The organism is Microbacterium sp. SA156 (genome assembly GCF_049065455.1).
Lineage (GTDB): Bacteria > Actinomycetota > Actinomycetes > Actinomycetales > Microbacteriaceae > Microbacterium > Microbacterium barkeri.
This window is the reverse complement of record NZ_JBAKGU010000001.1, coordinates 249109-275372: the sequence shown is the minus strand read 5'-3', so window position 1 is coordinate 275372 and position 26264 is coordinate 249109. Positions and strand designations below refer to the sequence as shown.

Sequence of the window (26264 nt, the reverse complement as noted above, 5' to 3'; positions counted from 1 at the left end):
ACGCGACCGCTTCGGCGGACGCATCGCACGACCATCGAGAAGGAGACAATCATGCGCACGCAGATCGCATTCGCCGGCATCGCCGCCGCGTCGGCCCTGCTGCTGGCCGGCTGCTCCGGCAGCGCCCCCGAGACGGCCGAGGAGCCGGCCGACGAGGGCTCGACCGCCGAGCTCGTCGTGTGGACCGACGAGGAGCGCGAGGACGCGATCGCCGCGGCCGCCGAGCAGTTCGAGGCCGACACGGGAGCGACCGTCACGCTCGTCCAGAAGAACTTCGAGGACCTGCGCAACGACTTCATCGCGCAGGTGCCCACGGGCGAGGGGCCTGACATCACGGTCGGCGCCCACGACTGGCTCGGGGCGCTCGTCACCGCCGGCGTCGTCGACACGATCGATCTCGGCGACGCGACGGGCGACTTCGAGCAGGTCGCGCTCGACGCGATGACCTACGACGGCCAGCTCTACGCGCTGCCGTACTCGCTCGAGACGGTCGCGCTCATTCAGAACGTCGACATGGTGGGCCCCGACGCCCCGGCGACCTGGGACGAGCTCGTGTCGATGGCGCAGGAGGCCGGGGCCGAGCGCCCGATCGCGGTCAACACGGCCGGCGAGACGGGCGACGCGTACACGATGTACGGGCTGCAGACCTCGTTCGGCGCGCCGGTGTTCGTCCAGGACGAGACCGGCTCGTACACGGCCGAGATCGGCATGGGCGGCGCGAACGGCGAGGCGTTCGCGCAGTGGCTCCACGAGAACGGGTCGGCGGGCACGGGCTACATCTCGACCACGGTCGACTACGACATCAACAACGAGCTGTTCAACAGCGGCACGGCGCCCTTCACGATCCAGGGACCGTGGGCGATGAGCGCCTATGCCGACGTCCCGAACGTCGCGGTGCACCCCATCCCGTCGGCCGGCGGGCAGACCGCGGCGCCCTTCGTGGGCGTGCAGGGCTTCTACCTCAGCTCGCAGAGCGAGAACGCGCTGCTCGCTCAGGAGTTCCTCGTGAACTACCTCGCGAAGGAGGACGCGCAGCGTGCCCTCTACGAGGCCGACCCGCGCATTCCCGCGTTCACGGCGCTCGCCGATGAGGTCGCCTCCGACCCCGTCATCGCGGGATTCCTCGCCTCGTCGCAGAACGGCGTGCCGATGCCGAGCTTCCCCGAGATGGGCTCGGTGTGGGACCTCTGGAACGCGGCCGAGGTGCAGATCATCGGCGGCGCCGACCCCGCAGCGACCTGGAAGCAGATGGTCGCCGACCTCGAGGCCGAGCTGGGCTGACCGGCTGCGCCGGGGCGGGCGGACGCGCGCCCCGGCGCTCCGGCGGAAGGAAGACGGAATGACGGATGTGACGACCGCCCCCGCGCGGCGCGGCGAATCGCACGCGCGCGGCTGGCGCGGGCTCGGATGGGGCTTCGTCGTGAAGCTCGTGCTCATGGGGATCGTCAACGCGCTCGGCATCGCTGTCGCGCTGTCGGCGTGGCAGGCGGAGTCGTGGATCGTGCTCGGCGCGTCCCTCGTGCTGCTCGCGATCGCGGACGCGGTGTACTTCTCACGACGGGCTCTGCCGCTCAAGTACCTGCTTCCCGGGCTCGTGTTCCTCGCCGTCTTCCAGGTGTTCGTGCTCGGCTACACGGCCTACGTCGCGTTCACGAACTACGGCACCGGGCATGCGGGCTCGATGGAGCAGGCCGTCGACGCGGCGCTCATCCAGGACGAGCGGCGGGATCCCGATTCCCCGTCCTATCCCCTCGCGGTCGTCGAGCAGGACGGGGAGCTCGGCTTCGCGATCGTCGACGAGGACGGCGTCGTGCGGGCCGGGACCGCCGACCAGCCCCTGGAGGCCGTCGCGGGAGCACGCACCGGCGGATCAGGCGCCCCCGAGACCGTGCCGGGGTGGACCGTCGTGCCGCGCGCGGACATCCTCACCGACCCCGATCTGCAGGAGCGCGTCGCGAGCCTGCGCGTCCCCGTCTCGGACGAGGCGGAAGACGGCTCGCTCCGCACCCGCGAGGGCACGACCGGCGCGGTCTACACCTCGGGCCTCGAATGGGATGCCGCCGCGCGGACCTTCACCGACACAGAGACCGGGGTCGTCTACGCGGCGTCCGATGACGGCCGCTTCGTCGCCGAGGACGGGTCGGCTCTCCCGACCGGCTGGTACGTCAACGTCGGGTTCGACAACTTCGTGCGCGCCGTGACGGATCAGAGCCTCGCCGGGCCGCTCCTCCAGGTCGCGGCGTGGACGTTCGCGTTCGCCATTCTGACCGTGCTCACGAGCTTCGGCCTCGGGCTCCTTTTCGCTCTCATCTACAACGACCCCCGTGTCCGCGGCCGAAAGGTCCTCCGGACGCTCATGATCCTCCCGTACGCGTTCCCCGCATTCATGTCCGCGCTCCTCTGGCGGGGCATGCTGAACTCCGAGTTCGGCGTCGTCAACGACCTGCTCTTCCTCGGCGCCGACATCGCCTGGCTGGGCGATCCCCTGCTCGCCAAGGCCGCCGTCCTCTGGGTGAACCTCTGGCTCAGCTACCCCTACTGGTTCCTCGTGTGCACGGGCGCGCTCCAGGCGCTCCCCAGTGACACGCTCGAGGCCGCCACGATCGACGGGGCCGGACGCTGGCGCCGATTCCGATCCATCATCCTGCCGCAGCTGCTCGTGTCGACGGCACCGCTCGCGATCTCGTCGTTCGCGTTCAACTTCAACAACTTCACGATCATCTACATGCTCACCGAAGGCGGCCCCGCGTTCCTCGGCAACTCGGGACTGGGCGAGACCGACATCCTCATCTCCGCGATCTACCGGATCTCCGGCGTTGCGGGCGGATCAGCCGACTACGGCCTCGCGAGCGCCCTCTCGATCGTCGTGTTCATCGTCATCGGCGTGATCTCGGCGCTCGCCTTCCGACAGACCCGCAAGCTCGAGGAGTTCCAGTGAGCACTGTCACCGAACGCATCACGTCCGCTACCCCGGGGCGTCGCACCGCACGTCGCTCCCGCTGGTGGGCCGAGGTGGGCTGGAAGTACCCGGTCGCGGCGGTCATCCTCGTCTACGCGATGTTCCCGCTGCTCTACATCGTCTCGGCGTCGGTGAACCCGCGGGGAAGCCTCGCCGGGTCGAGCGCATTGTTCTCGGCGGTGAGCGCTGACAACTACGCCGCGCTCGCCGAGACGCGCTTCTGGACCTGGATGCTCAACACCCTCTACGTCGGCGGCGTCGCCGCGATCGGCGCGGTGCTCATGGGCGCAGCCGCAGCGTACGCCTTCTCGCGCTTCCGCTTCGCGGGACGGCGCGCGGGCCTCACGAGCCTCCTCATCATCCAGATGTTCCCGCAGACCGTCGCGTTCGTCGCGGTGTTCCTCCTGCTGCTCGCGCTCGGCGAGGTCGTGCCGGCCCTCGGAATCAACTCGCGCCTCGCGCTCATCTGCGTCTATCTGGGCGGCGCGCTCGGCGCGAACACCTTCCTCATGTACGGGTTCTTCAACTCGATCCCGATCGAGCTCGACGAGTCGGCCAAGATCGACGGCGCCTCGCACGCGCAGATCTTCTGGCGCATCATCATGCCGCTCGTGACGCCCGTGCTCGCCGTCGTCGCGCTGCTGGCCTTCATCTCGGCGTTCGGCGACTTCATCCTCGCGAAGATCGTCCTGACCAGCGAGGACAACTGGACCCTCGCCGTGGGCATGTACCAGTGGGTCTCGAACCAGCTCACGTCGCGCTGGGGCATCTTCGCCGCGGGCTCCGTGCTCGCATCGATCCCGGTCCTCGTGCTGTTCCTGTCGCTCCAGCGCTACATCGTCGGCGGCCTCACCGCGGGCTCCGTGAAGGGCTGAGCGCGCGCAGCGAGTCGAAACCGATCCCCCATCCATCCACCCGCACGAAGGAGTGCCATGCCATCCCCCATCCGAGCGGCCATCGCGACGGCCGCGGCCGTCTCCCTCGCCCTCGTGGCGTCGCCCGCGCATGCCGATGACGCGAGCATCGACATCTCGCTGCCCGCCGTCGACGGCCTGTCGGCCGACTTCATGACCGGCGTCGACGTCTCCTCCGTCCTCTCGCTCGAGGAGTCCGGGGTCGTGTTCCGCGACGACACCGGCGCGCCGGCCGACCTGTTCCAGGTGCTCGCCGACCACGGCGTCACCGACGTGCGGGTCCGGGTGTGGAACGACCCCTTCGACGCCGAGGGACGCGGATACGGCGGCGGGAACGTCGACGTCGCACGCGCGATCGAGATCGGCGAGCGCGCGACCGACGCGGGGCTCGGCGTGACGGTCGACTTCCACTACTCCGACTTCTGGGCCGATCCGGGCAAGCAGCAGGCGCCGAAGGCGTGGGAGGGACTGACGGCTGCCCAGACCGCGGATGCGGTGCACGACTTCACCGCCGACGCGCTCGCGCGCTTCGCGGATGCAGGCGTCGATGTGCGGATGGTGCAGGTCGGCAACGAGACGAACAACGGCGTCGCCGGCGTCAAGGGCTGGGACGGGATGGCGGAGGTGTTCCGGGCCGGGTCGGCGGCAGTCCGCGAGACGCTCCCTGACGCGCTCGTGGCCGTGCACTTCACGAATCCCGAGACGCCCGGGCGCTACGCGGGCTACGCCGCGGAGCTCGCCGCCCGCAGCGTCGACTACGACGTGTTCGCATCGTCGTACTACCCGTACTGGCACGGCACGATCGCGAACCTCACCGATGTGCTCTCGCACGTCGCGGAGGTGCACGACAAGAAGGTCGCGGTCGTCGAGACCTCCTGGGCCTACACGCTCGAGGACGGCGACGGCCATGGCAACACGATCGACCTCGCAAGCGAGGCCACGGCGTATCCCGTCAGCCCTCAGGGCCAGGCGACGGCGTTCCGCGACGTCGTGCAGGCGGTCGCCGATGTCGGCGATGCGGGGATCGGCGTGTTCTCGTGGGAGCCAGCGTGGCTCCCCGTCGGCCCTCCGGAGCAGCTCGAAGCGAACCGCCTCCTCTGGGAGCGCGACGGCTCGGGGTGGGCGACGAGCTACGCGGGCGCGTACGACCCCGCGGACGCGGGTCGCTGGTTCGGCGGGTCGGCCGTCGACAACCAGGCGCTGTTCGCGTTCGACGGCACTCCCCTGCCGTCGCTGCGGATGTTCGAGTACGTCCGCACCGGAGCGCAGGGGCCGCGCGTCGTGACCGGCGTCGAGACGGTCGCGCTCGAGATCGAGGAGGGCGAGGACGCCGCGCTGCCGGAGACCGTCACCGTCTCGTACAGCGACGGCACGACAGAGGATCAGCCCGTGGTCTGGGATGCTGTCGAGATCGACGGGCCCGGTGTCTACACGGTGGCGGGGCGCACGTCGGCCGGCCACGAGACGTCCGCGACGATCGAGGTCCTCGCCCGCTCGCACCTCCCCGGCGGCGGCTTCGAGGGAGACGGGGCTGCGCTGTGGACGCTCGCCGGCGACGGCGGCTCGATCGGATGGCAGGCCGACGCCTCGGCAGGGACGAATGCGCTCCATGTGTGGCTCGACCGCGACTTCACGGGTTCGGCGACCCAGGTCGTGACGGGTCTCGAGCCTGGCCGCTACGTCGCGACGGCGACGTCGCAGGGCGGCGGCACGCTGCCCGGCGACACGGTGACCCTCCGCGTCACGGCGTCGCCGACGCACCTGCCGGCGACCGCGGCTGACCGGGCGGCGCAGGCGCAGACGCGCACCGCGGAGGCGCTGCTCGCGTTCGACGGATGGCGCGCGTACGCCACCTCAGAGACCGACGCCGTGCGCGTGCAGCGTGGGCAGGAGGTCACGGTCGAGATCGCGTGGGAGCTGTCGGCCGGCGCGTGGGGAACGGTCGACGAGGTGCGTCTCGTGAAGGTCGGCTGAACGACCTCAGCGCGCGGCGGCGTCCGCGTCGCCGCGCGCTGCCGCCTCGGCGAGCGCAGCGACCTGCGCCGTGAGCCGCCCGGTGCGCCAGCAGAGCACCCAGCTCACGGGCGGCGCCGATGACTCGAACGGGATCATCCTCAGGCTCGGCCGCGCGAAGTAGTCCGCCGCGTGCGCGGCCAGAGGGCAGACGCCCTCGCCCGCGGCGATCATCGTCAGGAGGTCGAGGAGCGTCGCGGCCGTGCGATCCGGCTCGCGCCGGTACGGCGCGGCGCGGCGGCCCGCGCGGAACACCGTCTCCCCTTCGAGGTCGGCCAGGGTCACGGTCTCGCGCTTCGCGAGACGGTGACGGTGCGCGACCGCGAGCACGACCGGCTCTCGCAGCACCTCCGGTCCCTCGACGAAGCCGTCCTCGTCGATGGGCCCGTTCGTGACGACCACGTCCACCTCCCCCGTGCGCAGGAGGTCGAGCGGATCGGCGAACCCCGTCTCCCGGAACGCGAGATCGACAGCGGGGCGGCGCGCGCGGAAGCGGTCGAACAGGTCCGCCGCCAGCTCGGCGACCGCCGGCGCCTCGAGTCCGACGACGAGCCTCCCGGCGACCCCGCGGCCGGCGGCCATCGCGTCTGCCACAGCGCGCTCGATGCGCTCGTGGCCTTCGCGCACCTCGGCGTGCAGTGCCGCGCCCACCGGGGTGAGCGCGACGCGCCGGCTGGTGCGCTCGAACAGGGCGACGCCCAGCCGACGCTCGAGACCCGCGATCGTCTGACTCACCCGGGCCTGGGAGATGAGCAGGCGCTCCCCCGTCCGTCCGAAATGGAGTTCCTCGGCGAGCGTGAGGAAGACCTCGATCTCGCGCCGTTCCATAAGGCTCAGGTTATCAGTCGATGCCGGATCCGTCGTTGTTCGCGGGTTCCGCCGAGCCGAGGGTGGAGTCATGACCGAATTCCTCTCCCCCTCGGATCCCCGCTTCGACGCCGAGTGCGTCGGATACAACCTCTCTGTCGCCCATCGCCCCGACCTCGTCGTGCCCGCCTCGACCGTCGAGGATGTCATCGACGGCGTCCGCTTCGCGGCGGAGCGCGGTCTCGGCATCGCCGTCCAGGCGACCGGGCACGGCCCGTCGCTTCCCGCCGACGGCGGCGTGCTCATCCGCACGTCGGGCCTGGATGCCGTCGAGATCGATCCCGTCCGCCGCATCGCGCGCGTGGGAGCAGGCGTCCGCGGCGGCGACCTCGTCCGGGCGGCGGCCGCGCACGGACTGGCTCCCGTGAACGGCTCATCTCCCGAGGTGGGGGTGATCGGATACCACCTGGGCGGGGGCGTCGGCATCCTCGGCCGAACGCTCGGCTGGGCCGTCGATCACGTGCGGGCGCTGGACGTCGTCACGGCCGACGGCGCTGTGCGCCGTGCGAGCGCGACCGAGGAACCCGAGCTGTTCTGGGCGCTGCGGGGCGCGGGACGCGGGACCCTCGGCGTCGTGGTCGGCATGGAGGTCGCGCTGCATCCGATCAGCCGGCTGTACGGCGGCGGGATGCACTTCGCCGCCGAGGACGTCGAGCGCGCGCTGCGGGCGTGGGCGGAGTGGACGCAGACTGTTCCGGAGGCCATGGGAACCTCCGCGCTCCTGATCCGGATGCCCGACCTGCCGCAGCTCCCCGACGCCCTGCGCGGCCGCTCGGTCCTGCACCTCCGCTTCGCGTTCACCGGGAGCGCCGAAGAAGGCGCGCGACTCGTCCAGCCTTTCCGCGACCTGGACCCGGCGACGGACACGGTGGCCGAGATGCCGTACGCCGAGGTCGGGTCCATCCACGCCGAGCCGACCGCTCCGGTCCCCTTCCACGGCCGCAACACCGTGCTCGCCTCGCTCGCTCCGGCCGCCATCAGCACGCTCCTGCGGCACGCCGGGCCCGAGGCGGCCGCCCCGTACCTCGTCGAGCTCCGGCTCCTGGGCGGCGCCCTCGCTCGGCCCGCCGCCGTGCCGAGCGCGATCGGGAGGCGAGACGGCGCGTTCGTCCTGTATGCGGGCGGTGCGGCACACGGCGATGACGCGCCCGCCCTCAGGTCCGCGCTCGCCGGACTCATCGGCGACATGTCGCCATGGAGCACGGGCGGCGTGCTCGCCAGCTTCCTCTCAGGCCCGGCGGTGACGCGCGCCGAGCTCGCGACGGCCTACCTGCCGGAGGACACCGCGCGCGTGGAGCGGATCAAGCGGGCAGTCGACCCGCACGACCTGTTCCGCGCGCACCACGGGCGCGCGGACGGCTGAGCCCGCGGGCGCGCGTCAGCGCGCCGCGAGCGCGGCCTGATACAGCTCGCGCGATGAGCGCCCGGTCGCTGCGGCGACCTCGGCGGCCGCCTCCTTGAGGCGGCCGCCGTCGGCGACGAGCGCGAGGACCTGGGCGACCGCGTCCTCGAGTGGCGTCTCGCGCCGCTCGGACCCGGCCACGACGATCGCGAGCTCGCCGCGCACACCCGCCTCGGCCCATCCGACGAGCTCGTCGAGCGTGCCGCGCGCGACCTCCTCGTGCAGCTTGGTGAGCTCTCGCGCGACGACCGCCCTGCGGTCGCCGCCGAACGCGGCCGCCATGTCGGCGAGCGTCTGCGCGACGCGCGTGGGCGCCTCGAAGAACACCATCGTGCGGGGCTCGGCCGCGAGCGCCGCGAGAGCGCGACGGCGGTCGCCGGGCTTGCGCGCAGGGAAGCCCTCGAAGGTGAAGCGATCGGTCGGGAGACCGGACACCGCGAGGGCCGTGAGCACGGCCGACGGGCCCGGAACGACCGTGACGTCGACTCCCGCAGCGGCCGCGGTCTGCACGAGCCCGTAACCCGGGTCGCTCACGGTCGGCATGCCCGCATCGGTCAGCACGACGAGATCCTCGTCGCGCGCGAGCTCCACGAGCTCGGCCGCCTTCTGCCGCTCGTTGTGGTCGTGCAGGGCGATGAGCCGCGGACGGTTCGCGATGCCGAGCCCGGCGAGAAGGCGCTGCGTCGTGCGCGTGTCCTCGGCGGCCACGACGGGCGCCTGCTCGAGCAGCTCGACGAGGCGGCGCGACGCGTCGCCGAGATTGCCGATGGGCGTCGCGGCGAGGATGATCACCCCGCCAGCCTAGGCGCCGAGATGATGTCGGCGCGGTCGCGGAACCCGTCCGCGTTCACGCGCTCCTCCGCGACCTGCTTGCGCACGGCGGCCGCCTTCTCGTACAGCGAGGGATCGCCGAAGCTCGTCAGCACCTTCACCAGCACGGGGAGGAGCTCGATCATGAGGAAGAGCGCGGCGATGAGGAGGTGCGCCCACCAGATCGCCGGCTCCTTCTCCGCGAGCCGGTTCAGCCCGCTGATCTGGCTGAGGAGCCCGATCGCGCCGGCGTTCGTCTCGGCGACGGATGCCGCCCGCGCGTTGTACGCGGCGAGCGCCGCGTCGTACTCCTGCTGCGCCGCGGGCAGCTGGTCCTCCGCCGCCTGGCGGTTCGCGGCCTCGGATGCCGCGGCGTTCTCGCCCGCAGCCGTCTCGGCCGCTGCGAGGGCCTCGTTCGCCTCGCGCAGCTGGGCAGCGAGGTCGTCATAGGTCGCCTGAGCCGCCGCGAGCTGGTCCTGGGCGGCATCGGAGCTCGCGCCCTCCCCCTGCACGCCCGTGCAGCCGGCGACCTCGCCCGCTCCTGTGCCGTCGAGCTCGCACTGGTAGAGCGCGCGCGCCTCATCGATCACGGTCTGCTGCGCCGCGAGCTTCTCGGTGAGGTCGTCGACCGTCGCCTGCGCGGCGGCCTGCGTCGCAGAGGCCGAGTCGGTGCCCGCGACGATGCCCGTCGCGGCCTGGTTCTGCAGCTCGCCGAGACGCGCGGTCGCGGCATCGAGCGCCTGCTTCTCGGGCCCGGAGTCGAGGGCCGCCTGGTCCTCCTGCGACTGCACGATGTTCGTCGACGCGACCTCCTGTGCGATGTCGTTGCGGAAGGCCTGCAGCACGACGGGCTCCGCGACGACGACGCCGATGAGGAGCGCCATGATGACACGCGGGAGGGCGAGCCCGACGAGGCGCGCGATGCTGCGGGTCGCGGTCATCGTCGACGTGAGGAACCGGTCGAGGTTGAAGATGATGCCCGCCCAGACGATCGCGAGCGGCACCGCGAGCCACACCGAGACCTGCACACCGGTCGTGAGGGCGAAGAGCATCGACAGGGCGGACACGAGCGCGGTGCCGAGCAGCACGAAGAACATCTGCACGAACCGGGGCGTCTCGGTCGGGACGGTGTCGAGCACGTGCCCGTCCGCGCCGCCGAGGATCGCGAGCATGCGCAGACGCGAGCCGGGCGTGCGCGGCGGACGCGCCGCGCGACGTCGCGGAGCGCGCGGCGTCGGCTCGGGCTCGGCAGACGCCTCAGCGGGGCGCTCGTCGACCTCGATCGGCTCGGTCGGGGCGGCGGCGGTCTCGGGGAAGAACTCCCGTTCGAGGTACAGGGCTTCCTCGTCGGGAACGGCGCCGTTCGGGTCGTCGTCGGGGAGGATGATCCGCCCCTGCGAGTCGTAGCGTCCCGGGCGATGCGCGGAGTAGGACATCCCGTCAACATACGAAGCCCGCCTGGGTGAGCGTTGTCAGGACCCTTGGAGCGGACCCGGCTGGGGAGTCGCCCGCCCCCGGGCGCCTCGCGCCCGCGCACTACGCTGGAGCCGTGACGCACGCGCTGCCCGAGGCATCCCCCCGCGACAGAGCCCTCACGGCCATCCGCCAGCACGCGGGCTGGCTGGTGCCCTCGGCTCTCACGCTGCTCGCGGGCCTCTTGCGCATCGTCGGACTCGGCCATCCCCACGAGCTCGTCTTCGACGAGACCTACTACGTCAAGGACGCCTGGACGCTTCTGCATCTCGGCTACGAGGGCACGTGGCCCGAGGGCGCGAACGAGAGCTTCCTCGCAGGCGACACCGACGTGTACTCGGCGGATGCCTCCTTCGTCGTGCACCCGCCCCTGGGCAAGTGGATCATCGCACTGGGGCTCGCGGTCTTCGGCGCCGACTCGGGATGGGGCTGGCGGATCTCGACCGCCGTCGTCGGCACCCTCCTCGTGCCGCTGCTCTCCCTCGTCGCGCGCCGCCTCACCGGCTCGATCGCGGTCGCGGGCGTCGCGGGGCTCCTGCTCGCCATCGACCCGCTCGCGGTCGCGATGAGCAGGGTCGCGCTGCTCGACGGCATCCTCGCTCTCTTCGTGCTCCTGGGCTTCTCGTTCCTGCTGCGCGATGTGCAGGAGACGCGCGATCGCGTCCTCCGCGATCAGACAGAGGCGTGGGGGCCCGTCGTCTGGGCGCGCCCCTGGCTCCTCGCCGCGGGCGCCGCGTTCGGCGCCGCGACCGCCGTCAAGTGGTCGGGCATGTACGTCATCGCGGGCGTCGGGATCGGACTCGTCGTCCTCGACGCGCTCTGGCGCCGCCGCGCGGGAGTCCGCGAGTGGTACTTCTCCGCGATCCTCCGCCAGGGCCCCGTGACCTTCCTGCTGCTCGTGCCGGCCGCCGCCGTGGTGTACCTGCTCTCGTGGAGCGGGTGGCTCGTCACGACCGGCGGGTACGACCGCGCGAGCGACGCGAACCCGCTGGTCGCCCTGTGGAACTACCATCAGGCGGTCTACGGGTTCCACGTGGGGCTCAGCGCGAGCCATCCGTACGCGAGCCCCGCGTGGCAGTGGCCGCTCCTCCTCCGCCCGACCGCGATGTGGCTGACGCGCCCCGAGGTCGGCACGACGACCTGCGCATGGTCGACCGACTGCATCGGCGTGATCGGGAGCATCCCGAACCCCGTCGTCTGGTACGCGGGGATCGCGGCCGCCCTCTTCCTCGTCTGGCTGCTCATCCGCACCCGCGACGCCCGATTCGGCTTCCCGCTCGCGGGGATCGCCGTGACCTACCTGCCCTGGCTGCTCTACCCCGAGCGCACGGTGTTCCAGTTCTACACGGTCGTCATGCTGCCGTTCGTCGTGCTCGGACTCGCAGTCGCGCTGCAGCATCTGACCCGCTCGCGGCAGCCCGACCTGCTCCCGTTCCCGACGGATGCCGAGGTCGCCTTCGCGACGGAGGCCGCCGATCGCGAGCGGCGCGCGTGGCGCATCGCGGCGGCCGTCTTCCTCGCGGTGGCCGTCGTCGTGGGCGCGTTCTACCTTCCGCTCGCGCTCGGGATCGTCGAGCCGTTCCCGCTCTGGCAGCTGCACAACTGGCTGCCCAGCTGGGTCTGATCCGCATGCGCGAGACCCCCGGAGCGCGCGCTCCGGGGGTCTCGCGCATCACGCGCTCAGCCGTCGAGGCCGTTGCGGCGCGCGACCTCGCCGAGCCAGGCCAGGCTCGGCTTCGGCGTGCGCGCGAACGTCTCGCGGTCAAACGCGATGAGGCCGAACGTCGGCCGGTACCCGCTCGCCCACTCGTAGTTGTCGAGCGCGCTCCAGTGCTGGTAGCCGCGCACGTCGATGCCGTCCGAGATCGCGCGGTGGAGGCCCTCGAGCGCTCCCCGCGTGTACGCGACGCGTCGCGTGTCGTCCGACGTCGCGATCCCGTTCTCGGTGACGAGGATGGGCGTCCCGCCGGACAGCTCCCAAGCCGAGCGGACGCCGAGCTCGAGCGCGTCGGGGAAGAACTCCCAGCCGGTGAGCGTCGTCTCGACGCCTTCCGCGACGGGCAGCGGCCCCTCCGGCCCGATGAACGTGCGCGTGTACGCCTGCACCCCGACGAAGTCGTCGCCCGCGGACTGCTCGAGGTACCAGAAGTCGCGCGGATGACCGTACTCCTGCAGCATCTCGTCCGCGCCGGGCTCGCCCGTCGAGTGGAACGCCTGCGTCGCGATGGTCCAGCCGGCTTTGATGCCCGGCACGGACCGGAGGATCTCGGCGGATCGACGGTGGGCGGCGAGCAGGGTGTCGGCGACGCCGAGGTCGGGATGCGGCAGCCCGTACGCGACGAGGTTCGCGGCATCCTCCCCGCCGGCGAGCATCGCGGCGATGTTCGGCTCGTTGATCGTGCACACGTGCTCGACCCCCTCGAGGATCGGCAGCACGGTCTCGGTGTAGCGCGCGAACAGGTCGACCGCGTCGTCCGCACGCCAGAAGCCGTCGTCCTGGAACCAGCGCGGCACCGTGAAGTGCATGAGCGTCACGGTCGGGTCGAGCCCCGTCTCGCGCGCCGTGTCGATCATCCGCCGGTAGTGGTCGAGCGCGGCGCGCGAGACGAACCCGCGCTCGGGCTCGATCCGCGCCCACTCGATCGAGAACCGGTAGGAGTTCAGGCCCGCTTCCGCGAGGAGGCGCATGTCCTCCGGGTAGCGGTGATAGTGGTCGGCGGCGTCGCCCGAGGGCTCCACCATCGGGGAGCCGGGAGCGTGCTCCATGACCCACCAGTTGCTGCCGATATTGTTCCCCTCCACCTGATGCGCCGCGGTCGCGGCGCCCCAGAGAAAGCCATCGGGGAATGAGAGCACGGATGCTCCTCTCGCTGTTTCGGTTTCGGATGCCGCCCGCGCGCTCAGCGCGCGCGAGCGGGGTTCGGCACGGCGTCCAGGAGGCCGATCGTGTACGGGTCCTGCGGATGCTGCAGCACGTGCGCGGTCTCTCCGCGCTCGACGACGCGCCCCTGGTCGAGCACGAGGATGTTCTCGGTGACGAGGCGGGCGCTCAGGAGGTCGTGGGTGATGTAGAGCATGCTGATGCCCCAGCGCTCGCGCAGGTCCTCGAGGAGCGCGAGCACGCCGGCGCGCAGCGACACGTCGAGCATCGACACCGGCTCGTCCGCGATGAGCACCTGCGGATCGCTCGCGAGTGCACGGGCGATGACGACGCGCTGTCGCTGCCCGCCCGAGAGCTGGTGCGGGAGCTTGGCCGCGAACTGCTCGACGGGCGTCAGCCCGACGGTCTCGAGGAGCTCGAGGACACGGGCGCGCGCCTCGACTCCGCGCAGACCCGTGTAGTTCACGACGGGGCGCGTGAGCGTGTACTCGACCGTGTGGAGCGGGTTCAGCGCCGCGTAGGGGTCCTGGAACACCATCTGCACGTCCTTGCGCAGGTCGCGCAGCCCCTTCCGCCGCAGCGACGGCACGTCGACGTCGCCGAAGCGGACGACGCCCGACGTCGGCTTCTCGACTCCCGTGATGAGCTTCGCGAGGGTCGACTTGCCCGACCCCGAGGCGCCCACGAGGGCGAGCGACTCCCCCGGCTCGAGCCGGAACGACACGTCGTCGACCGCCGTCACGGGCGCCTGTCCGCGGCGCGGAGCGGGGTAGGTCTTCGACACGCTCTCGACCGCGATGGCCGCATCCGCGCGGCGGGTTCCGCGCGACCCGACCGTGGGCACGGTCTCGGTGCCCTCGGCACGCGTGGCGCCCTGCGCCTTCCGCGTCGCGAGGTCGACGAAGCCCGGGATCGAGATGTGCGCAGCACGCGGATCCGCGTAGTGGCTCAGCAGCATGCGCGTGTACGGATCCTGCGGGCGCTCGAGGATGTCGCGGCTCGGCGCGTCCTCGACGATGCGGCCCTCGTGCATGACCAGGACACGGTCGGTGGCCTCGAGCACGATGCCGAGGTCGTGGCTGATGAGGATCGCGGTGAAGTCCTCGGCGCGCTGGAGAGCCTGGATCGTGTCCATGACCGCGTGCTGCACGAGCACATCCAGCGCGGTCGTCGGCTCGTCGAACACCATGAGCTGCGGCTCGAGCGACAGCGCGATCGCGATCGACGCCCGCTGGCGCATGCCGCCCGAGAGCTCACCCGGGTAGCGGTCGAGCGCCTCGGGCCTCAGCCCCACCTTGGCCACGAGCTCGCGCGCTCGCGCCTCGCGCGCGGGGCCGGCGACATGGCCGTGCGCGGCGAAGACGTCGAGGAAGTGGCTCCGGATCGTGCGGACGGGGTTGAGCGCGTTCATGCCCGACTGGAGCACCATGGCGAATCCGCCCTGCCGCTGCCGGCGCAGCTCCTCGGCGTCGAGCTCGCGGATGTCGCGACCGCCGAAGAGGATGCGCCCGCCGCTGATCCGCGCCGGCGGCTTCTGCAGCCGGGTGAGCGCGAAGCCGAGCGTCGACTTGCCCGACCCCGACTCCCCCACGAGGCCGACGAACTCCCCGCGCCGCAGCGTGAACGAGACGTCGTCGACGGCCGTGACGGGCGTCGCTCCCGGCGACGCGTACTCGACCGACAGTCCCTGGACATCCAGCAGGATCTCGCGCTCCATGCTCATCGCCCCTTTCCTTCCCGCAGACGCGGATTCGAGATGCCGTCGACGCCGAAGTTGATGAGCGTGAGGCTCAGGGCGAGGAGGGCGATGCAGAGGCCGGGCGCGAACAGGAGCAGCCACTGGCCGGTGAGGAGCGAGTTGGAGTTCTGGGCCCAGTAGAGCATCGTCCCCCAGCTCACGATGCTCGAGTCGCCGAGCCCCAGGAACTCGAGACCCGCCTCCGCGAGGATCGCCGCCGTCGCGGCGCCGAAGAGCGTTCCGGCGATGATCGAGGTCATGTTGGGGAGGATCTCGCGGAACACGATCCGCGCGGGACCGTCGCCCGAGAACTGCGCCGACGCGACGAAGTCCCGTCCGCGCAGGGACTGCGTCTGGCTGCGCAGCACCCGCGCTCCCCACGCCCATCCGGTCACGACGATGACGGCGACGATCATGAGCATCCCGCCGTTCTGCAGGTACGCCGCGATGACGATCATGAGCGGGAGCCCCGGGATCACGAGGAAGAGGTTCACCACGAAGCCGACGGCCTCGGCCGCGAACCCGCGCAGGTAGCCCCAGCTCAGTCCGATGAGCACCGCCACGACCGTGGAGAGGATGCCGGCCGCGAACCCGACCACGAGGCTCACCTGCGCGCCGTAGAGCAGCTGGCTGAGCACATCCTCGCCGGCAGCCGTCGTGCCGAGCCAGTGCTCCCACGATGCGTCGGCATTGCGCGGGAAGCCGTTGTCCTTGGGGCCGTAGGGCGCGAGCACCGGCGCGAAGACGGCGGCGAGCGCGAACACGGCGAGGATGCACAGCCCCAGGCGCGCCTTGCCGTTGCCCCACAGGGTCGCGACCATCCGGCCGGCGGAGCGCCATGGGCGCGGCCCGGCGATCGAGCGCGGGGGCATCTTGACGTTCATGGTGGAGGTCATCGGCGAGTCCTTGGGTCCAGCACGCCGTACAGGATGTCGACGAGGAAGTTGGCGATGAGCACGCTGACCGTGATCATCAGGAAGAGCGCCTGCATGAGCGGGTAGTCCTGCCCGATCACGGCGTTGAAGAGCAGGTATCCGATGCCGGGGTACCCGAAGACCTGCTCGACGAGGATCGACCCGCCGACGACGCCGCCGAGCGTGAGGCCGAAGCCGGTGAGATTCGGCAGGATCGCGTTGCGCGCCGCGTAGCGGATGGCGATCGTCCGACCGCGCAGGCCGTTCGCCTCGGCGAACGTGACGTAGTCCTCGCCGAGCGTGTTGATCATCGCGTTGCGCATGCCGATGATCCACCCGCCGAGCGAGGTCAGCAGGATCGTGAGCGCCGGCAGCGCCGCGTGCCGGACGAGGTCGGCGACGAACTCCCCCGTGAATCCCGGCGTCGTGGTCGCGGCGTACGCGCCTGTGGTCGGGAACCAGTGCAGCACGTACCCGAGGAAGAACAGGAGCAGGAGCGCGGTCCAGAAGTACGGGAACGTGCTGAGGAAGGAGCCCGTCAGCGTCGGCAGCGCATCGAGCCAGGTGCCGCGCTTCCACGCCGCGAGCACGCCGATCAGGGTGCCGATGACGAACGCGAGCACCGTGACGATGCCGACGAGCCCGATCGTGTAGGGCAGCGCCGTCGAGACCATGCTCGAGACCGTCTGCGGATAGAACGTGTACGAGACGCCGAAGTCGAGCGTGACGACCTGGCCGAGGTACGCGACGTACTGGTCCCACAGGGATCCGCTCGGCACGCCGAGCTGCGCCTCGATCGCCGCCCGCGTGGCCTCGGACACCGGGCCGTTCTGCGAGAGCTTGGCGAGAGCGGCATCGGCGGGAGAGCCCGGCATCAGGCGGGGCAGGAAGAAGTTCAGGGTGATCGCGGCCCACAGCGTGAGAGCGAACAGGCCGAGCTTCTGGAGCAGGTACTTCACTGGTCTCCCTCCACCCGGTCCAGGCGCGGGAAGATCGCGAGCGGGGCCGAGTCGTAGTTCTGGGGGATCATGTACGGGTCCTCCGCCGAGGGCCAGCCGGTGAACTTCGCGTCGTTGAAGAGCCCCCAGCTGCCGCCGTAGTAGAGCCCGATGACCGGCAGCTCGTCGTAGACGATGCCCTGCAGCTCGTGGACGATCTCGGTCTGCCGCTGCGGGTCGACCGTCGAGCGGTACTCGGTGAGGAGCGCATCCGCCTCCTCGGAGCGGAACCGCTCGAAGTTGTTCGCGGTCGTCTCGCCGCTCGGCACGTAGAAGTCGCTCGAGAGCAGGCTGTTGAACGACTGGTACACCTCGCCGTTCCCCATGCCGCCGATCGCCATCTCGAAGTCGCCGTTCGCGATCGCGCTCTGGTAGCCGGCCGGCTGCGGCAGCTCGAGGGAGACCTTCACGCCGACCTCGGCGAGCTGGCGCTGCACGGCCTGCGCGGCGCGCGTCCAGTCGGAGTAGCCGTTCGCCGTCGTGAGCGAGAACGAGAGCTGCTCCCCCGCGTCGTCGACGAGGCGGTCACCCTCGAGCTCGTAGCCGGCCTCCTCGAATGCCGCGAGCGCCGCGTCCTGATCCTGCGCGAGGACGCCGCTGTCGGGAATCGTCGGATCGAGGTACTCCTCCTGGTTGGGGAGGATGAGTCCCGTCTGTCCGGCGGGTTCCATGTAGCCCTCCGACGCGGTCTCGGCGATCTCCTCGCGATCCAGCGCGAGCGCGATCCCGCGTCGCACGTCGACGTCGTCGAACGGCTCGCGCTCGAGATTCGGCACGAGCGAGATGATGCCGACGGGAGGGAACCACCAGCGGTTGTGCGCGCTGGCGGCGCCCCAGGTGCCCTCGACGTCCGAGATGAAGGAGTAGGCCCAGTCGTAGCCGCGCGTCACGGTGTCGAGCTGGGTGTTCGTCGCGGGCAGGATGATGTGCTCGATCTCGATCGAGTCGGCCTGCCAGTACGTCGGGTTCCGGTCCATCGAGTACTGCTGGTCGCTGTAGTTGCCGAGCACGAACGGCCCTGTGCCGACCGGGTGCTCGTTGCGCCAGGTGCCGGGATCGTCGACCTCGGCCCAGATGTGCTCGGGGACCATGAAGGTCTTCCCGATGATCGACAGGGCGGGGGCGTCCTCGCCCTGCAGGCGGAACGTCACGGTCTTCCCGTCGGCCTCGACGCTCGCGAGGTGCTGCCACGCGCCGTAGATGTCGTTCGCGGGCGTCTTCTTGAGCATGTCGAACGTGAACGCGACATCGGCTGCCGTGAAGGGCTCGCCGTCGCTCCACTCGACGCCGTCGCGGAGGGTCATGACGATCGTCTCTGCGTCGGGCTGCTCCCACTCCGACGCGAGCCACGGCGTCAGCGACCCGTCGAGCGGGTTGACGAGGACGAGCGGCTCGTAGATCCACCGCGACGCGGTGCGCGTGTTCGTGAGATAGGGGTTGAAGGTGCGCGTGAACAGCGGGTTCCCGTGGTCGGCGTTGATGAGCATCGTGTCGTCGCCGATCGAGGGATCGGGCTGCGACGTGATCTGGATGCTGCATCCGCTCACCGCGAGCGCGACGGCGGCGAGCCCGGCGGCCGCCGCCCGCCGCCAGCGGCGGAGTCTGTGCGTCTTCGGCACGGTGTGACCTCGATGTCGTGTGTGTCTGGAGCACGGCTCCTCGTGAGGAGGAGGCGTTCGCGGAGGGTGTCCGCACGACGAGTGTAAGCGCATACATTGCCGAGCGCAACGGTCTGCGGGGTGCTCCGATCCGCACGACGGAGGCGAGCGCGCGTCAGCTCGCGCGCAGCGAGCTCTCGCGCAGGAGGATCTCGACCGGCAGCCGGACCGACACCGGCTCGGCGTCCGGCGCCTCGAGACGGTGCGCGAGCACCTGGATGGCGGCGCGCCCGAGCTCGATCATGGGCTGCCGCACGGTCGTGAGCGGGGGCGAGACGAGAGCGGAGGCGTCGATGCCGTCGAAGCCCGTGACGATCACGTCCTCCGGGACGCGGATGCCCGCGCTCGCGAACGCGTCCAGGGCCCCGAGCGCCATCTGGTCGTTCGACGACATGAGGGCGGCGGGAAGGCCGTGCGCGACGAGCTCCTCCCCCACGCGGCGCCCCGATGCCCGCGTGAAGTCCCCCCGGCGCACGTCGATCTCGTCGATGCGGAGTCCGGCCGCCTCGATCGCGCGACGGAAGCCCTCCCAGCGCTGCGCGCCATCGGGCGAGTCCGCCGGGCCGGCGAGGTACGCGGGAGGGCGCCCGTCGGTCTGCGCGAGGACGTGGCGCGTCAGCTCGGCCATGGCCTCGGTGTTGCTCACGGTGACGTGGTCGTGTCGGTCGCCGCGGCGGGGCCCTGCGAGCACGACGATGGGCACGCGCCGCGAGAGCCAGTCCAGCGCGTCGTCGGGGATGCTGCTGGCGAGGACGACGAGCCCGTCGACGCGACCGGCCATGTCGCGCACGGTCGAAGCTGACGGGTCGCCCCGCCCCACGCCCACCATGAGCACGAAGCCGCGCCGCCAGGCCTCGAGCTCGGCGCCGCGCAGCACCTCGTCCTGGAACAGCATCGATGCGCGGGCGTCGTCGCGCGGACCCGCGCCGCGGACGACCGTGAACGGCTCCCTGACCTCGTTCGCGAGCACGTCGAGAGCCGAGACGTCGTCGATCGCGTCGAAGCCCGGGAAGTACATGCCGAGCACGCCCGTGCGCCGCTCGGCGAGCCCGCGCGCGCTTCCGCTGGGCACGTACCCGAGACGCGAGACGGCATCGAGGACGCGGTCGCGCGTCTCCGGGCGCACCGCCTCGGGGGTGCGCAGCACGCGGGACACGGTCGCGATCGAGACACCGGCGCTCTCCGCGACGTCGTAGACGGTGGGCGCCTTCGACACAGACCGCTCCTCCCGCATGCGCGCCGGACCACCCGGGCGCAGTTCAGGCTAGCCGCAACCCGGCGGACGCCCGGGGAGGAGGTGCGGCGGTGCGCAGACAGCACACGGCCGCCGCCTCCGGGGAGACGGCGGCCGCGCGGTCGGCTCAGTTGAACTCGAGCGGGTGTGCGCCCACGCGCCCCGACCCGTCGAGGGGGTCGATGCCGTCGATGCGGGCGACCTCGTCGGCGGTGAGCTCGAAGCCGAACACGTCGAGGTTCTCGGCCATCCGCTCCTTGCGCGTCGACTTGGGGAACACGATGAAGCCCTTCTGCAGGTGCCAGCGGATGACCGCCTGAGCGGGCGTCACGCCGTGCGCGGCCGCCGCCTCGGCGACCGCCGGGTTCTCGAACAGCGGGTACTTGCCCTGGCCGAGGGGGCCCCACGACTCGATCTTCGTGCCGTTCTGCTCGGCCCACGCGAGCACATCCCGCTGCTGGTAGGCGGGGTGCAGCTCGATCTGGTCGACGGCCGGCACGACGCCGGTGTCCTTCACGATCCGGTCGAGGTGCTCAGGCAGATGGTTCGAGACGCCGATCGAGCGCGCCAGGCCCGCGTCGCGGATCTCGATGAGCTTCGCCCACGCGTTCGAGTAGGTGTCCTTCTCGGGCGTCGGCCAGTGCGTGAGGTAGAGGTCGACGTAATCGAGGCCGAGCTTCTCGAGGCTCTCGCGGATGGCGTCGTGCGGCTGCTCGCCCGACTGGCGGTCGTTCCAGAGCTTCGTCGTGATGAACAGCTCCTCGCGCGGGATGCCGCTCTTCGCGATGGCAGCGCCCACCCCCTCCTCGTTCCGGTAGATCGCCGCCGTGTCGATGTGGCGGTAGCCGAGCTCGAGGGCCTCGCTGACGGCCTGCTCCGCCTCCGCCGGCGGCACGAGGAAGACGCCGAAGCCGAGCTGGGGGATGTCGTGGCCGGAGTTCAGAGTCACTGCGGGAATGTTCATGTCTCCACCTTATTGAGCGCGAGGGCGGTCGGCGCCGGAAGATGCGGATTCACACCGCCGCCGCCTGGAGCGCGTCGACGCGCGCGAACAGCGCATCGAACACGCTGCCGCGGTCGAACTGGAGCGCGTGCGCCCTGGCCCGCTCCTCCCACTCCGCGCGCTCGACCACGTCCATCCCGATCGCGCGGTCGATCGCGGCCGCGATCTCATCGGGCGCGTCGACCCCGATGATGATCGCGGTGTCGCCGACGGCCTCGCCGACTCCGCCCGTGAGCGTGGTGATGGCCGGGCCACCGCCCGAGAGCGCCTTCTCGGCGAGCGCGATGCCGAAGGTCTCGATGAACTCCGGCCGCGGCTTCGTCGGGAGCACGTACGCGGCCGCGCCGGCGAAGAGATACGGCTTCTCGGCGTCGTCGACGTCGGTGAGGAACGTGATGCGATCGGCGACCGGAGACGCCGCGGCGAGCGCGCGCAGCTCATGCTCCTCTGGCCCGCGACCGGCGATGACGAGCCGGCGCGTCGCGGGCGCGCTCGATCGCGCGAAGCCCTCGATGAGGTCGTCGACGCCCTTCGCGCGAGCGAGCCGCGAGAGGTAGAAGACGTAGCCGTCGCGCTCGAGGCCCCGCTGGGCGAGACGCCGGTCGACCTCGGCGCCGTCGAGATCGAGGAACAGCGAGGCGTCGATCGCGGGGTACGAGATCGCGATCCGCTCCTCGCAGCGCGCGGCGTACCGCGTGCCGTGGCGCGCGTCGAGCACGCGCGCCTCCTCGACGATGAGGTCCTTCGTGTACTGCGACACCGCGACGCACACGTCGCTCGCGAGATACGACTCGAGCACGTGCGCCGCCGCGCCGAAGCGGCCCTCGTTCACGCACTGGCGCACGACGTTCGTCACGTCGGATCCGACGGCCTCGGCCACCGTCACGACGTCGACGGGAAGCCCCGTGCGGCGTGCGACCGAGACCGCGTCGCTGACGGCCGTCGTGTGCGGGCTCAGGTAGAGCGACATCGCGACGGTCGGCACGCCATCGGTGAACAGCTCGACGAGGCGCCCGACGAGACCTCCGATGTACCGCCCGTCGACGACCTTGTAGTCGCCGACCGGCTCGGGGCGCTCGACGAGGATCCCGGGGCTGTACGGGAGCACCGACTCGAGCGGCTTGAGCGGAAGCCCGGCCGACTCGAGGCGCTCGATGGGCCAGGTCACGATGCGCACCTCGTCGAAGCCGCGGGCGATGGCGGCCTCGGCGAGATTCCGGGCCTCCCCCGAATGGCCGCAGATCACCGGATCGGCGCGGACGACGATGACGAGTCGACGGGTCATGCTGGCTCCTGTCCGAGGGGGCGGATGGTCGTGGATCGCGGGCGATCTGCGCGCGAGTTCGGGCGATGATACGACACGCATGTGTCGGCTGCGTGCGCGGTCTGTGTCGCGCGGTCGATCGACCCCGCCGCTCGGCTCAGCGCAGCGACCGGGAGCTCGGCGAGGCCTCGTGCGGATGCGACGGCGGCCGGCTCTCCCGGCCCCAGTCGCCCGGCTCCTCGCCCAGGTCGACCTCGAGCACTCCGCCTGCGCGCAGCTGGGCGCCGGAGAGCCATGGCGCGTGATGCGGACGGCCGTCGAGGCGCATCCCCTGCACGTACTGGGGAGTCGTGTCCCGGCCCACCCGCCGGAATCCCGTCGTCTGCACGACGAGCTCGCTCTCGCCGCCGAGGTCGATGCGCGCCTCGGGCCAGGCCGGGGCGTTGAGGAGCACGAGGTCCTGGCCGGCCACCGGGAACATCCCGAGCGACGCCCACACGACCCACGACGAGAGCCCGCCCGAGTCGTCGTTCCCCGGGAGGCCGCCGGGGCCCGTGCCGAACATCTGGTGCAGCGCCGCGTGCACGATCTCGGCGGTGCGGTCGGGGCGGCCGGCGTAGGTGTAGGCCCACGGCGCATCCATGTCGGGCTCGTTGTTGAGCCCCTCGAAGCGGCCGAGCGCGTACCCGCCCTCCATCTCGACGTCGCCGGGGCCCACGCCGGGCTGGCGAACGGGAGCAGCGCCGAACCCGAAGAAGCGGTCGAGCATGCCCACGAAGGCCTCGTCTCCGCCGGCGAGCGCGATGCGCCCCGCCATGTCGTGCCCGATCCGGAACGAGTAGTTGTACTTCGTGCCCTCGTAGAACGTGGAGTCGCGCAGCAGCCCCGTGTCGAGATCGAACGCGTTGCGCCAGCGTCCGGCGAGCGCGAGGCACTCCTCGCGCACGCGACGGTCGCCGACGGCGGCGGCCACCTGGGCCGTGCACCAGTAGCCGAAGGCGATGTCGAGCGTGTGCGTGATCGGCTCGGCGCGACCGTGGGTGAGGAAGTCCTCGCCGTACGTGCGGCGCAGGTCGGAGAGCATGTGCACGAGCGCCCAGTCCCAGTCGATGCCCTCGAAGCCCGCGAGGCAGAGGTCGGAGAGGAACGTGTGCGCGAGCGCGCTCGCCTGGCGCGCGAAGCGGTCCGAGCCCTTGGCCATCCGGTACCCGATCGGGAAGTTGCCCTCCTCCTCGCAGATCGTCACGAGGGCGTTCCCGAGCTCGACCGCCCGATCGGGGCGCAGCAGGGTGAGCAGCGGCAGCTGCGTGCGGTAGATGTCCCACATCGTGCAGAGGTCGTAGACGAACGGGCCCTCCGACGGCCAGAACGGACTCTCGCCCATCGCGAGCGACGGCTTGATGAGCGAGTGGTACAGCGCGGTGCCGAAGACCGTGCGCCGCTCGCGCGTCTCGGCCTTCCGCGCCTCGCGGTCGGGCTCGCGCGGGTGCTCGGGCGGATCGGAGAGGCGGATGGCCCCGAGGTGCTCGGTCCATGCGAGCTGCGTCGCGGTGCGGCGGTGGGCGAAGCCGCTGCCCTCCGGGCAGTCGGCGCGCAGGTTCCGCGCCGCGCGCTCCACGCCGCGCAGCGAGAACCCGATCCTCAGCTCGATCGTCTGCCCCGCCGCGGCCGGTCCCGCCCACATGAGCCCGAAGGGGCGGAGCGTGGTCGGGCGGATGGCGTCGAAGTCGAGCCGCTTGCCGCCCGGCATGAGCCGGCGGTCGTACCAGAGCAGCTGGCGCCATCCCGGTGCGTCGGCCTCCATGCGCATCGCGAGGGGCGCGCCCTCGACGACGATCTCGCCCTCGGCGTGCCCGGGGGCCGTGGACTCGAGGTGCGCGCGCAGCGGCACGGTCGCGCCGTACGGGATGTCGAGGCCGCCGAGGGACAGGTCGACGACGAGCCGCGCGTCGCGGTGCTTCGGGAACGTGTAGCGGTGCACGGCGCTGCGCGGCCCGACCGTCACCTCGCAGCGGATGCCGCTCGAGAGCGTGCAGGCGTAGAAGCCCGGTGCGGCGACCTCGTCGGACACGTCCCACTGCTCGCCGAGCGCGTCGAGCGAGCCGAGCATGGGCGTCACGCGGACGTAGTTGTAGTACTTGCGGATGGCGCCGGTGCCGCTCTGCTGGAAGTGCGTGATGCCGCTCGCCACGGGCCGGTCCCGCAGGCGCGGGGGCACGCCCTCGGTCGCGAGGTCGTACTCGCCGTAGCCCGTGGGGTACGCGCCCGAGTACGCGCACGCCGAGACCATCCCGAGCGGGAAGGTCGCGCCCGGATGCGTGTTGCCGATCTGCGGCTTGGGCCACCACCACGACGCCGCGATGCCTCGGGGCTCGGGAAGATCGGCCGGCTGGGTCCCGATGAACGGATCGACGTCTGCGAGCTTCACGCGCCCGACGCTACCCCCGCCCCGCGTCGGGCGTGTGACGAACCGTCGCGCGGGAGATGTCAGCGCAGGAAACTACGCTGGCGGGATGAGAATCACCGCCGCCGCAGACGGCTCCGCCCTCGGGAACCCCGGTCCGATGGGGTGGGCCTGGTACATCGACGACGAGCGCTGGGCGGCGGGCGGCTCGCCTCACGGCACGAACAACCAGGGCGAGCTGCAGGCCGTGCTCGAGCTCCTGCGCGCCACGGCCGACGCCGGCGTCGCCCTGCTCATCGAATGCGACAGCCGGTACGTGATCGACTCCGTGACGAAGTGGATGCCCGGGTGGAAGCGGAAGGGATGGCGCAAGGCCGACGGCAAGCCCGTCCTGAACCGCGAGCTGCTGCAGGGGATCGACGAGGCCATGCAGGGCCGCGACGTCGTGTTCTCGTGGGTGAAGGGCCACGCCGGCCATCCGCTCAACGAGGCGGCCGACGAGCGCGCGAACGCGGCCGCCCAGGCGTTCCAGCGCCGCGCGGAGCCGAACCGGGGCCCGGGCTTCGCCGCCGACCCGGTCGAGGGCGCGTCGGGCGGTGCCGTCGTCGCCCCCGAGCCGCCGGCCGCGTCCGGGTCGTCTGCCTCCGCGGCTCCGACGCCGACCGCGACCGCGGTGGACGACGCGCTGTGGGGTGCCGACGACGAGCTCGCCCTCTTCCCGGCCCCCGAGGAGGAGATGGTCGAGCTGCGGCTCCTCCTCGCACCGGACGAGCTCGCACGCCTGCGCGCGCGGGCCGCCTCGTGGGGCATCAGCCCCGAGGACGCGCTGCGTCGTCTGATCTGACCAGCGGCTGCGGGCGGTACACGAAGGTCACGAGGACGACCGAGATCATCATGAGCAGCAGCCACGCGACGAGCTTCGAGATCGAGACCGGCTGCCATCCGTCGGCCTGATCCGGGTAGATCCACGCGCCCGCCGCCGTTCCGACGTTCTCGGCGATCCAGATGAAGAAGGCGACGCCGACGAACGCCGCGAGCACGGGCATCCGCCGCCACGGCCGCGTGCGGTGGTTGCGGAAGTGCATGGTGCAGCGGAGGTACAGCGCGACGACGAGGGCCAGCAGCACCCAGCGCGCGTCGGGCAGGAAGTGGTGCGCGAAGAAGTTCGCGTAGATGCCGGCCGCGACGAGGGCCGTCGCCCAGATCGGAGGGTAGCGCTCGAAGCGCAGCTCGAAGAGGCGGAAGACGCGCACGAGGTACGAGCCGACGGCCGCGTACATGAATCCCGTGTAGAGCGGCACGCCCGCGATGCGGAGCACGCCGCCGTCCTCGTACGACCACGACCCGACGTCGGTCTTGAAGATCTCCATGGCGGTGCCGACGACGTGGAACAGCAGGATGACCCACACCTCGCGGCCGCTCTCGAGCCGGGCGAGCAGCATGATCGCCTGGATCGCCACGGCCGCGATGACGAGCGCGTCGGTGCGCGCGAGCGCGGCGTCGTCGGGGTACCACAGGCGCGCCGCGACGAGCGCAGCGAGCATCGCCGCCCCGAAGATGCACGCCCACGCCTGCTTGAGGAGGAACACCGCGAACTCGATCAGGCCGCGGCGCAGGGCTCCCCCGGGCTCGAGCCGCTCGAGCCGACGGTGCGCCCAGGCATCGATCCGCTGCTCGACCGAGGTGAACGCCCGTGACATGCGGTCGATCCTAGGGTCGGCGCGTGCACGCG

At 71.5% G+C, this 26264-nt stretch carries 20 protein-coding genes; 7 read left to right on the top strand and 13 right to left on the bottom strand.

What is annotated here, in order from left to right; translation table 11 throughout:
• Positions 1 to 51: 51 nt before the first annotated feature.
• The 4 genes from ACOWU6_RS01100 to ACOWU6_RS01085 are packed head-to-tail and all read left to right on the top strand — an operon-like array spanning position 52 to position 5847.
• Positions 52 to 1281, top strand: a complete 1230-nt coding sequence (locus ACOWU6_RS01100; RefSeq protein ID WP_421074427.1) for a sugar ABC transporter substrate-binding protein — start codon at positions 52 to 54, stop codon at positions 1279 to 1281.
• 58 nt (positions 1282 to 1339) lie between these two features.
• Positions 1340 to 2938, top strand: coding sequence for an ABC transporter permease subunit (locus tag ACOWU6_RS01095; RefSeq protein ID WP_421074426.1), 1599 nt, complete (start codon positions 1340 to 1342; stop codon positions 2936 to 2938).
• A complete protein-coding gene (locus ACOWU6_RS01090; RefSeq protein ID WP_271172705.1) occupies positions 2935 to 3834 on the top strand; it encodes a sugar ABC transporter permease in 900 nt (299 codons plus the stop codon). Before ACOWU6_RS01095 ends, ACOWU6_RS01090 begins: the two co-directional genes overlap by 4 nt.
• A gap of 57 nt (positions 3835 to 3891) precedes the next feature.
• Positions 3892 to 5847: a glycosyl hydrolase 53 family protein gene (locus ACOWU6_RS01085; protein ID WP_421074425.1), complete on the top strand. Its 1956-nt coding sequence runs from the start codon at positions 3892 to 3894 to the stop codon at positions 5845 to 5847.
• Positions 5848 to 5853: 6 nt separating this feature from the next.
• On the opposite strand, the gene ACOWU6_RS01080 is transcribed toward ACOWU6_RS01085, so the two are convergent.
• Positions 5854 to 6714: a LysR family transcriptional regulator gene (locus ACOWU6_RS01080; protein WP_421074424.1), complete on the bottom strand. Its 861-nt coding sequence runs from the start codon at positions 6712 to 6714 to the stop codon at positions 5854 to 5856.
• A gap of 70 nt (positions 6715 to 6784) precedes the next feature.
• On the opposite strand from ACOWU6_RS01080, the gene ACOWU6_RS01075 reads away from it, so the two are divergent.
• Positions 6785 to 8116, top strand: coding sequence for an FAD-binding protein (locus tag ACOWU6_RS01075; RefSeq protein WP_421074423.1), 1332 nt, complete (start codon positions 6785 to 6787; stop codon positions 8114 to 8116).
• A 15-nt stretch (positions 8117 to 8131) separates the two neighbouring features.
• Here ACOWU6_RS01075 and rsmI read toward each other — a convergent pair whose 3' ends face one another.
• Positions 8132 to 8947 carry a 16S rRNA (cytidine(1402)-2'-O)-methyltransferase gene (rsmI, locus tag ACOWU6_RS01070; RefSeq protein ID WP_282978540.1) on the bottom strand — a complete coding sequence of 272 codons (816 nt, stop codon included), beginning with the start codon at positions 8945 to 8947 and terminating at the stop codon, positions 8132 to 8134.
• Positions 8944 to 10401: a DUF4407 domain-containing protein gene (locus ACOWU6_RS01065; protein WP_271172709.1), complete on the bottom strand. Its 1458-nt coding sequence runs from the start codon at positions 10399 to 10401 to the stop codon at positions 8944 to 8946. Before ACOWU6_RS01065 ends, rsmI begins: the two co-directional genes overlap by 4 nt.
• A gap of 113 nt (positions 10402 to 10514) precedes the next feature.
• Here ACOWU6_RS01065 and ACOWU6_RS01060 point away from each other — a divergent pair, with 113 nt between their 5' ends.
• Positions 10515 to 12062, top strand: a complete 1548-nt coding sequence (locus ACOWU6_RS01060; protein ID WP_421074422.1) for a dolichyl-phosphate-mannose--protein mannosyltransferase — start codon at positions 10515 to 10517, stop codon at positions 12060 to 12062.
• A 56-nt stretch (positions 12063 to 12118) separates the two neighbouring features.
• Here the strand turns inward: ACOWU6_RS01060 and ACOWU6_RS01055 are convergent, their stop codons facing one another.
• The 9 genes from ACOWU6_RS01055 to ACOWU6_RS01015 form a co-directional block, all read right to left on the bottom strand.
• A complete protein-coding gene (locus tag ACOWU6_RS01055) occupies positions 12119 to 13294 on the bottom strand; it encodes a glycoside hydrolase family 1 protein (RefSeq protein ID WP_421074421.1) in 1176 nt (391 codons plus the stop codon).
• 44 nt (positions 13295 to 13338) lie between these two features.
• On the bottom strand, positions 13339 to 15042 hold the full coding sequence (locus tag ACOWU6_RS01050; RefSeq protein WP_421074420.1) for an ABC transporter ATP-binding protein: 1704 nt from the start codon (positions 15040 to 15042) through the stop codon (positions 13339 to 13341).
• Complete coding sequence (locus ACOWU6_RS01045; RefSeq protein WP_282978545.1) at positions 15039 to 15953, bottom strand: ABC transporter permease; 915 nt, start codon at positions 15951 to 15953, stop codon at positions 15039 to 15041. Before ACOWU6_RS01045 ends, ACOWU6_RS01050 begins: the two co-directional genes overlap by 4 nt.
• Positions 15950 to 16930, bottom strand: a complete 981-nt coding sequence (locus tag ACOWU6_RS01040; protein WP_282978547.1) for an ABC transporter permease — start codon at positions 16928 to 16930, stop codon at positions 15950 to 15952. Before ACOWU6_RS01040 ends, ACOWU6_RS01045 begins: the two co-directional genes overlap by 4 nt.
• Positions 16927 to 18588: an ABC transporter substrate-binding protein gene (locus ACOWU6_RS01035; protein WP_421074419.1), complete on the bottom strand. Its 1662-nt coding sequence runs from the start codon at positions 18586 to 18588 to the stop codon at positions 16927 to 16929. The genes ACOWU6_RS01040 and ACOWU6_RS01035 overlap by 4 nt, the downstream gene beginning before the upstream one ends.
• A gap of 154 nt (positions 18589 to 18742) precedes the next feature.
• Positions 18743 to 19843, bottom strand: coding sequence for a LacI family DNA-binding transcriptional regulator (locus tag ACOWU6_RS01030; RefSeq protein WP_324014358.1), 1101 nt, complete (start codon positions 19841 to 19843; stop codon positions 18743 to 18745).
• Between the two features lie 145 nt (positions 19844 to 19988).
• Entirely contained in the window at positions 19989 to 20825 is an 837-nt protein-coding gene (locus ACOWU6_RS01025; RefSeq protein ID WP_271172716.1) for an aldo/keto reductase, read from the bottom strand.
• Between the two features lie 49 nt (positions 20826 to 20874).
• Entirely contained in the window at positions 20875 to 22149 is a 1275-nt protein-coding gene (locus tag ACOWU6_RS01020; RefSeq protein WP_421074418.1) for a glycosyltransferase, read from the bottom strand.
• Between the two features lie 136 nt (positions 22150 to 22285).
• Positions 22286 to 24556 carry a glycoside hydrolase domain-containing protein gene (locus tag ACOWU6_RS01015; RefSeq protein WP_421074417.1) on the bottom strand — a complete coding sequence of 757 codons (2271 nt, stop codon included), beginning with the start codon at positions 24554 to 24556 and terminating at the stop codon, positions 22286 to 22288.
• An 85-nt stretch (positions 24557 to 24641) separates the two neighbouring features.
• Here ACOWU6_RS01015 and ACOWU6_RS01010 point away from each other — a divergent pair, with 85 nt between their 5' ends.
• Positions 24642 to 25376 carry a ribonuclease H family protein gene (locus ACOWU6_RS01010; protein WP_282978554.1) on the top strand — a complete coding sequence of 245 codons (735 nt, stop codon included), beginning with the start codon at positions 24642 to 24644 and terminating at the stop codon, positions 25374 to 25376.
• Here ACOWU6_RS01010 and ACOWU6_RS01005 read toward each other — a convergent pair.
• Entirely contained in the window at positions 25342 to 26232 is an 891-nt protein-coding gene (locus tag ACOWU6_RS01005; RefSeq protein WP_421074416.1) for a DUF817 domain-containing protein, read from the bottom strand. The two genes, ACOWU6_RS01010 and ACOWU6_RS01005, sit on opposite strands and share 35 nt — an antisense overlap.
• Between the last annotated feature and the right edge of the window lie 32 nt (positions 26233 to 26264).

Excerpts from the sequence above, each read along its gene's own strand:
- ACOWU6_RS01045 (WP_282978545.1), bottom strand. The coding sequence starts at position 15,953 with ATGACCTCCACCATGAACGTCAAGATGCCCCCGCGCTCGATCGCCGGG.
- ACOWU6_RS01065 (WP_271172709.1), bottom strand. The coding sequence starts at position 10,401 with ATGTCCTACTCCGCGCATCGCCCGGGACGCTACGACTCGCAGGGGCGG.
- ACOWU6_RS01075 (WP_421074423.1), top strand. The coding sequence starts at position 6,785 with ATGACCGAATTCCTCTCCCCCTCGGATCCCCGCTTCGACGCCGAGTGC.
- ACOWU6_RS01005 (WP_421074416.1), bottom strand. The coding sequence starts at position 26,232 with ATGTCACGGGCGTTCACCTCGGTCGAGCAGCGGATCGATGCCTGGGCG.
- ACOWU6_RS01095 (WP_421074426.1), top strand. The coding sequence starts at position 1,340 with ATGACGGATGTGACGACCGCCCCCGCGCGGCGCGGCGAATCGCACGCG.
- ACOWU6_RS01010 (WP_282978554.1), top strand. The coding sequence starts at position 24,642 with ATGAGAATCACCGCCGCCGCAGACGGCTCCGCCCTCGGGAACCCCGGT.
- ACOWU6_RS01085 (WP_421074425.1), top strand. The coding sequence starts at position 3,892 with ATGCCATCCCCCATCCGAGCGGCCATCGCGACGGCCGCGGCCGTCTCC.
- ACOWU6_RS01025 (WP_271172716.1), bottom strand. The coding sequence starts at position 20,825 with ATGAACATTCCCGCAGTGACTCTGAACTCCGGCCACGACATCCCCCAG.
- ACOWU6_RS01050 (WP_421074420.1), bottom strand. The coding sequence starts at position 15,042 with ATGAGCATGGAGCGCGAGATCCTGCTGGATGTCCAGGGACTGTCGGTC.
- ACOWU6_RS01080 (WP_421074424.1), bottom strand. The coding sequence starts at position 6,714 with ATGGAACGGCGCGAGATCGAGGTCTTCCTCACGCTCGCCGAGGAACTC.
- ACOWU6_RS01100 (WP_421074427.1), top strand. The coding sequence starts at position 52 with ATGCGCACGCAGATCGCATTCGCCGGCATCGCCGCCGCGTCGGCCCTG.
- ACOWU6_RS01020 (WP_421074418.1), bottom strand. The coding sequence starts at position 22,149 with ATGACCCGTCGACTCGTCATCGTCGTCCGCGCCGATCCGGTGATCTGC.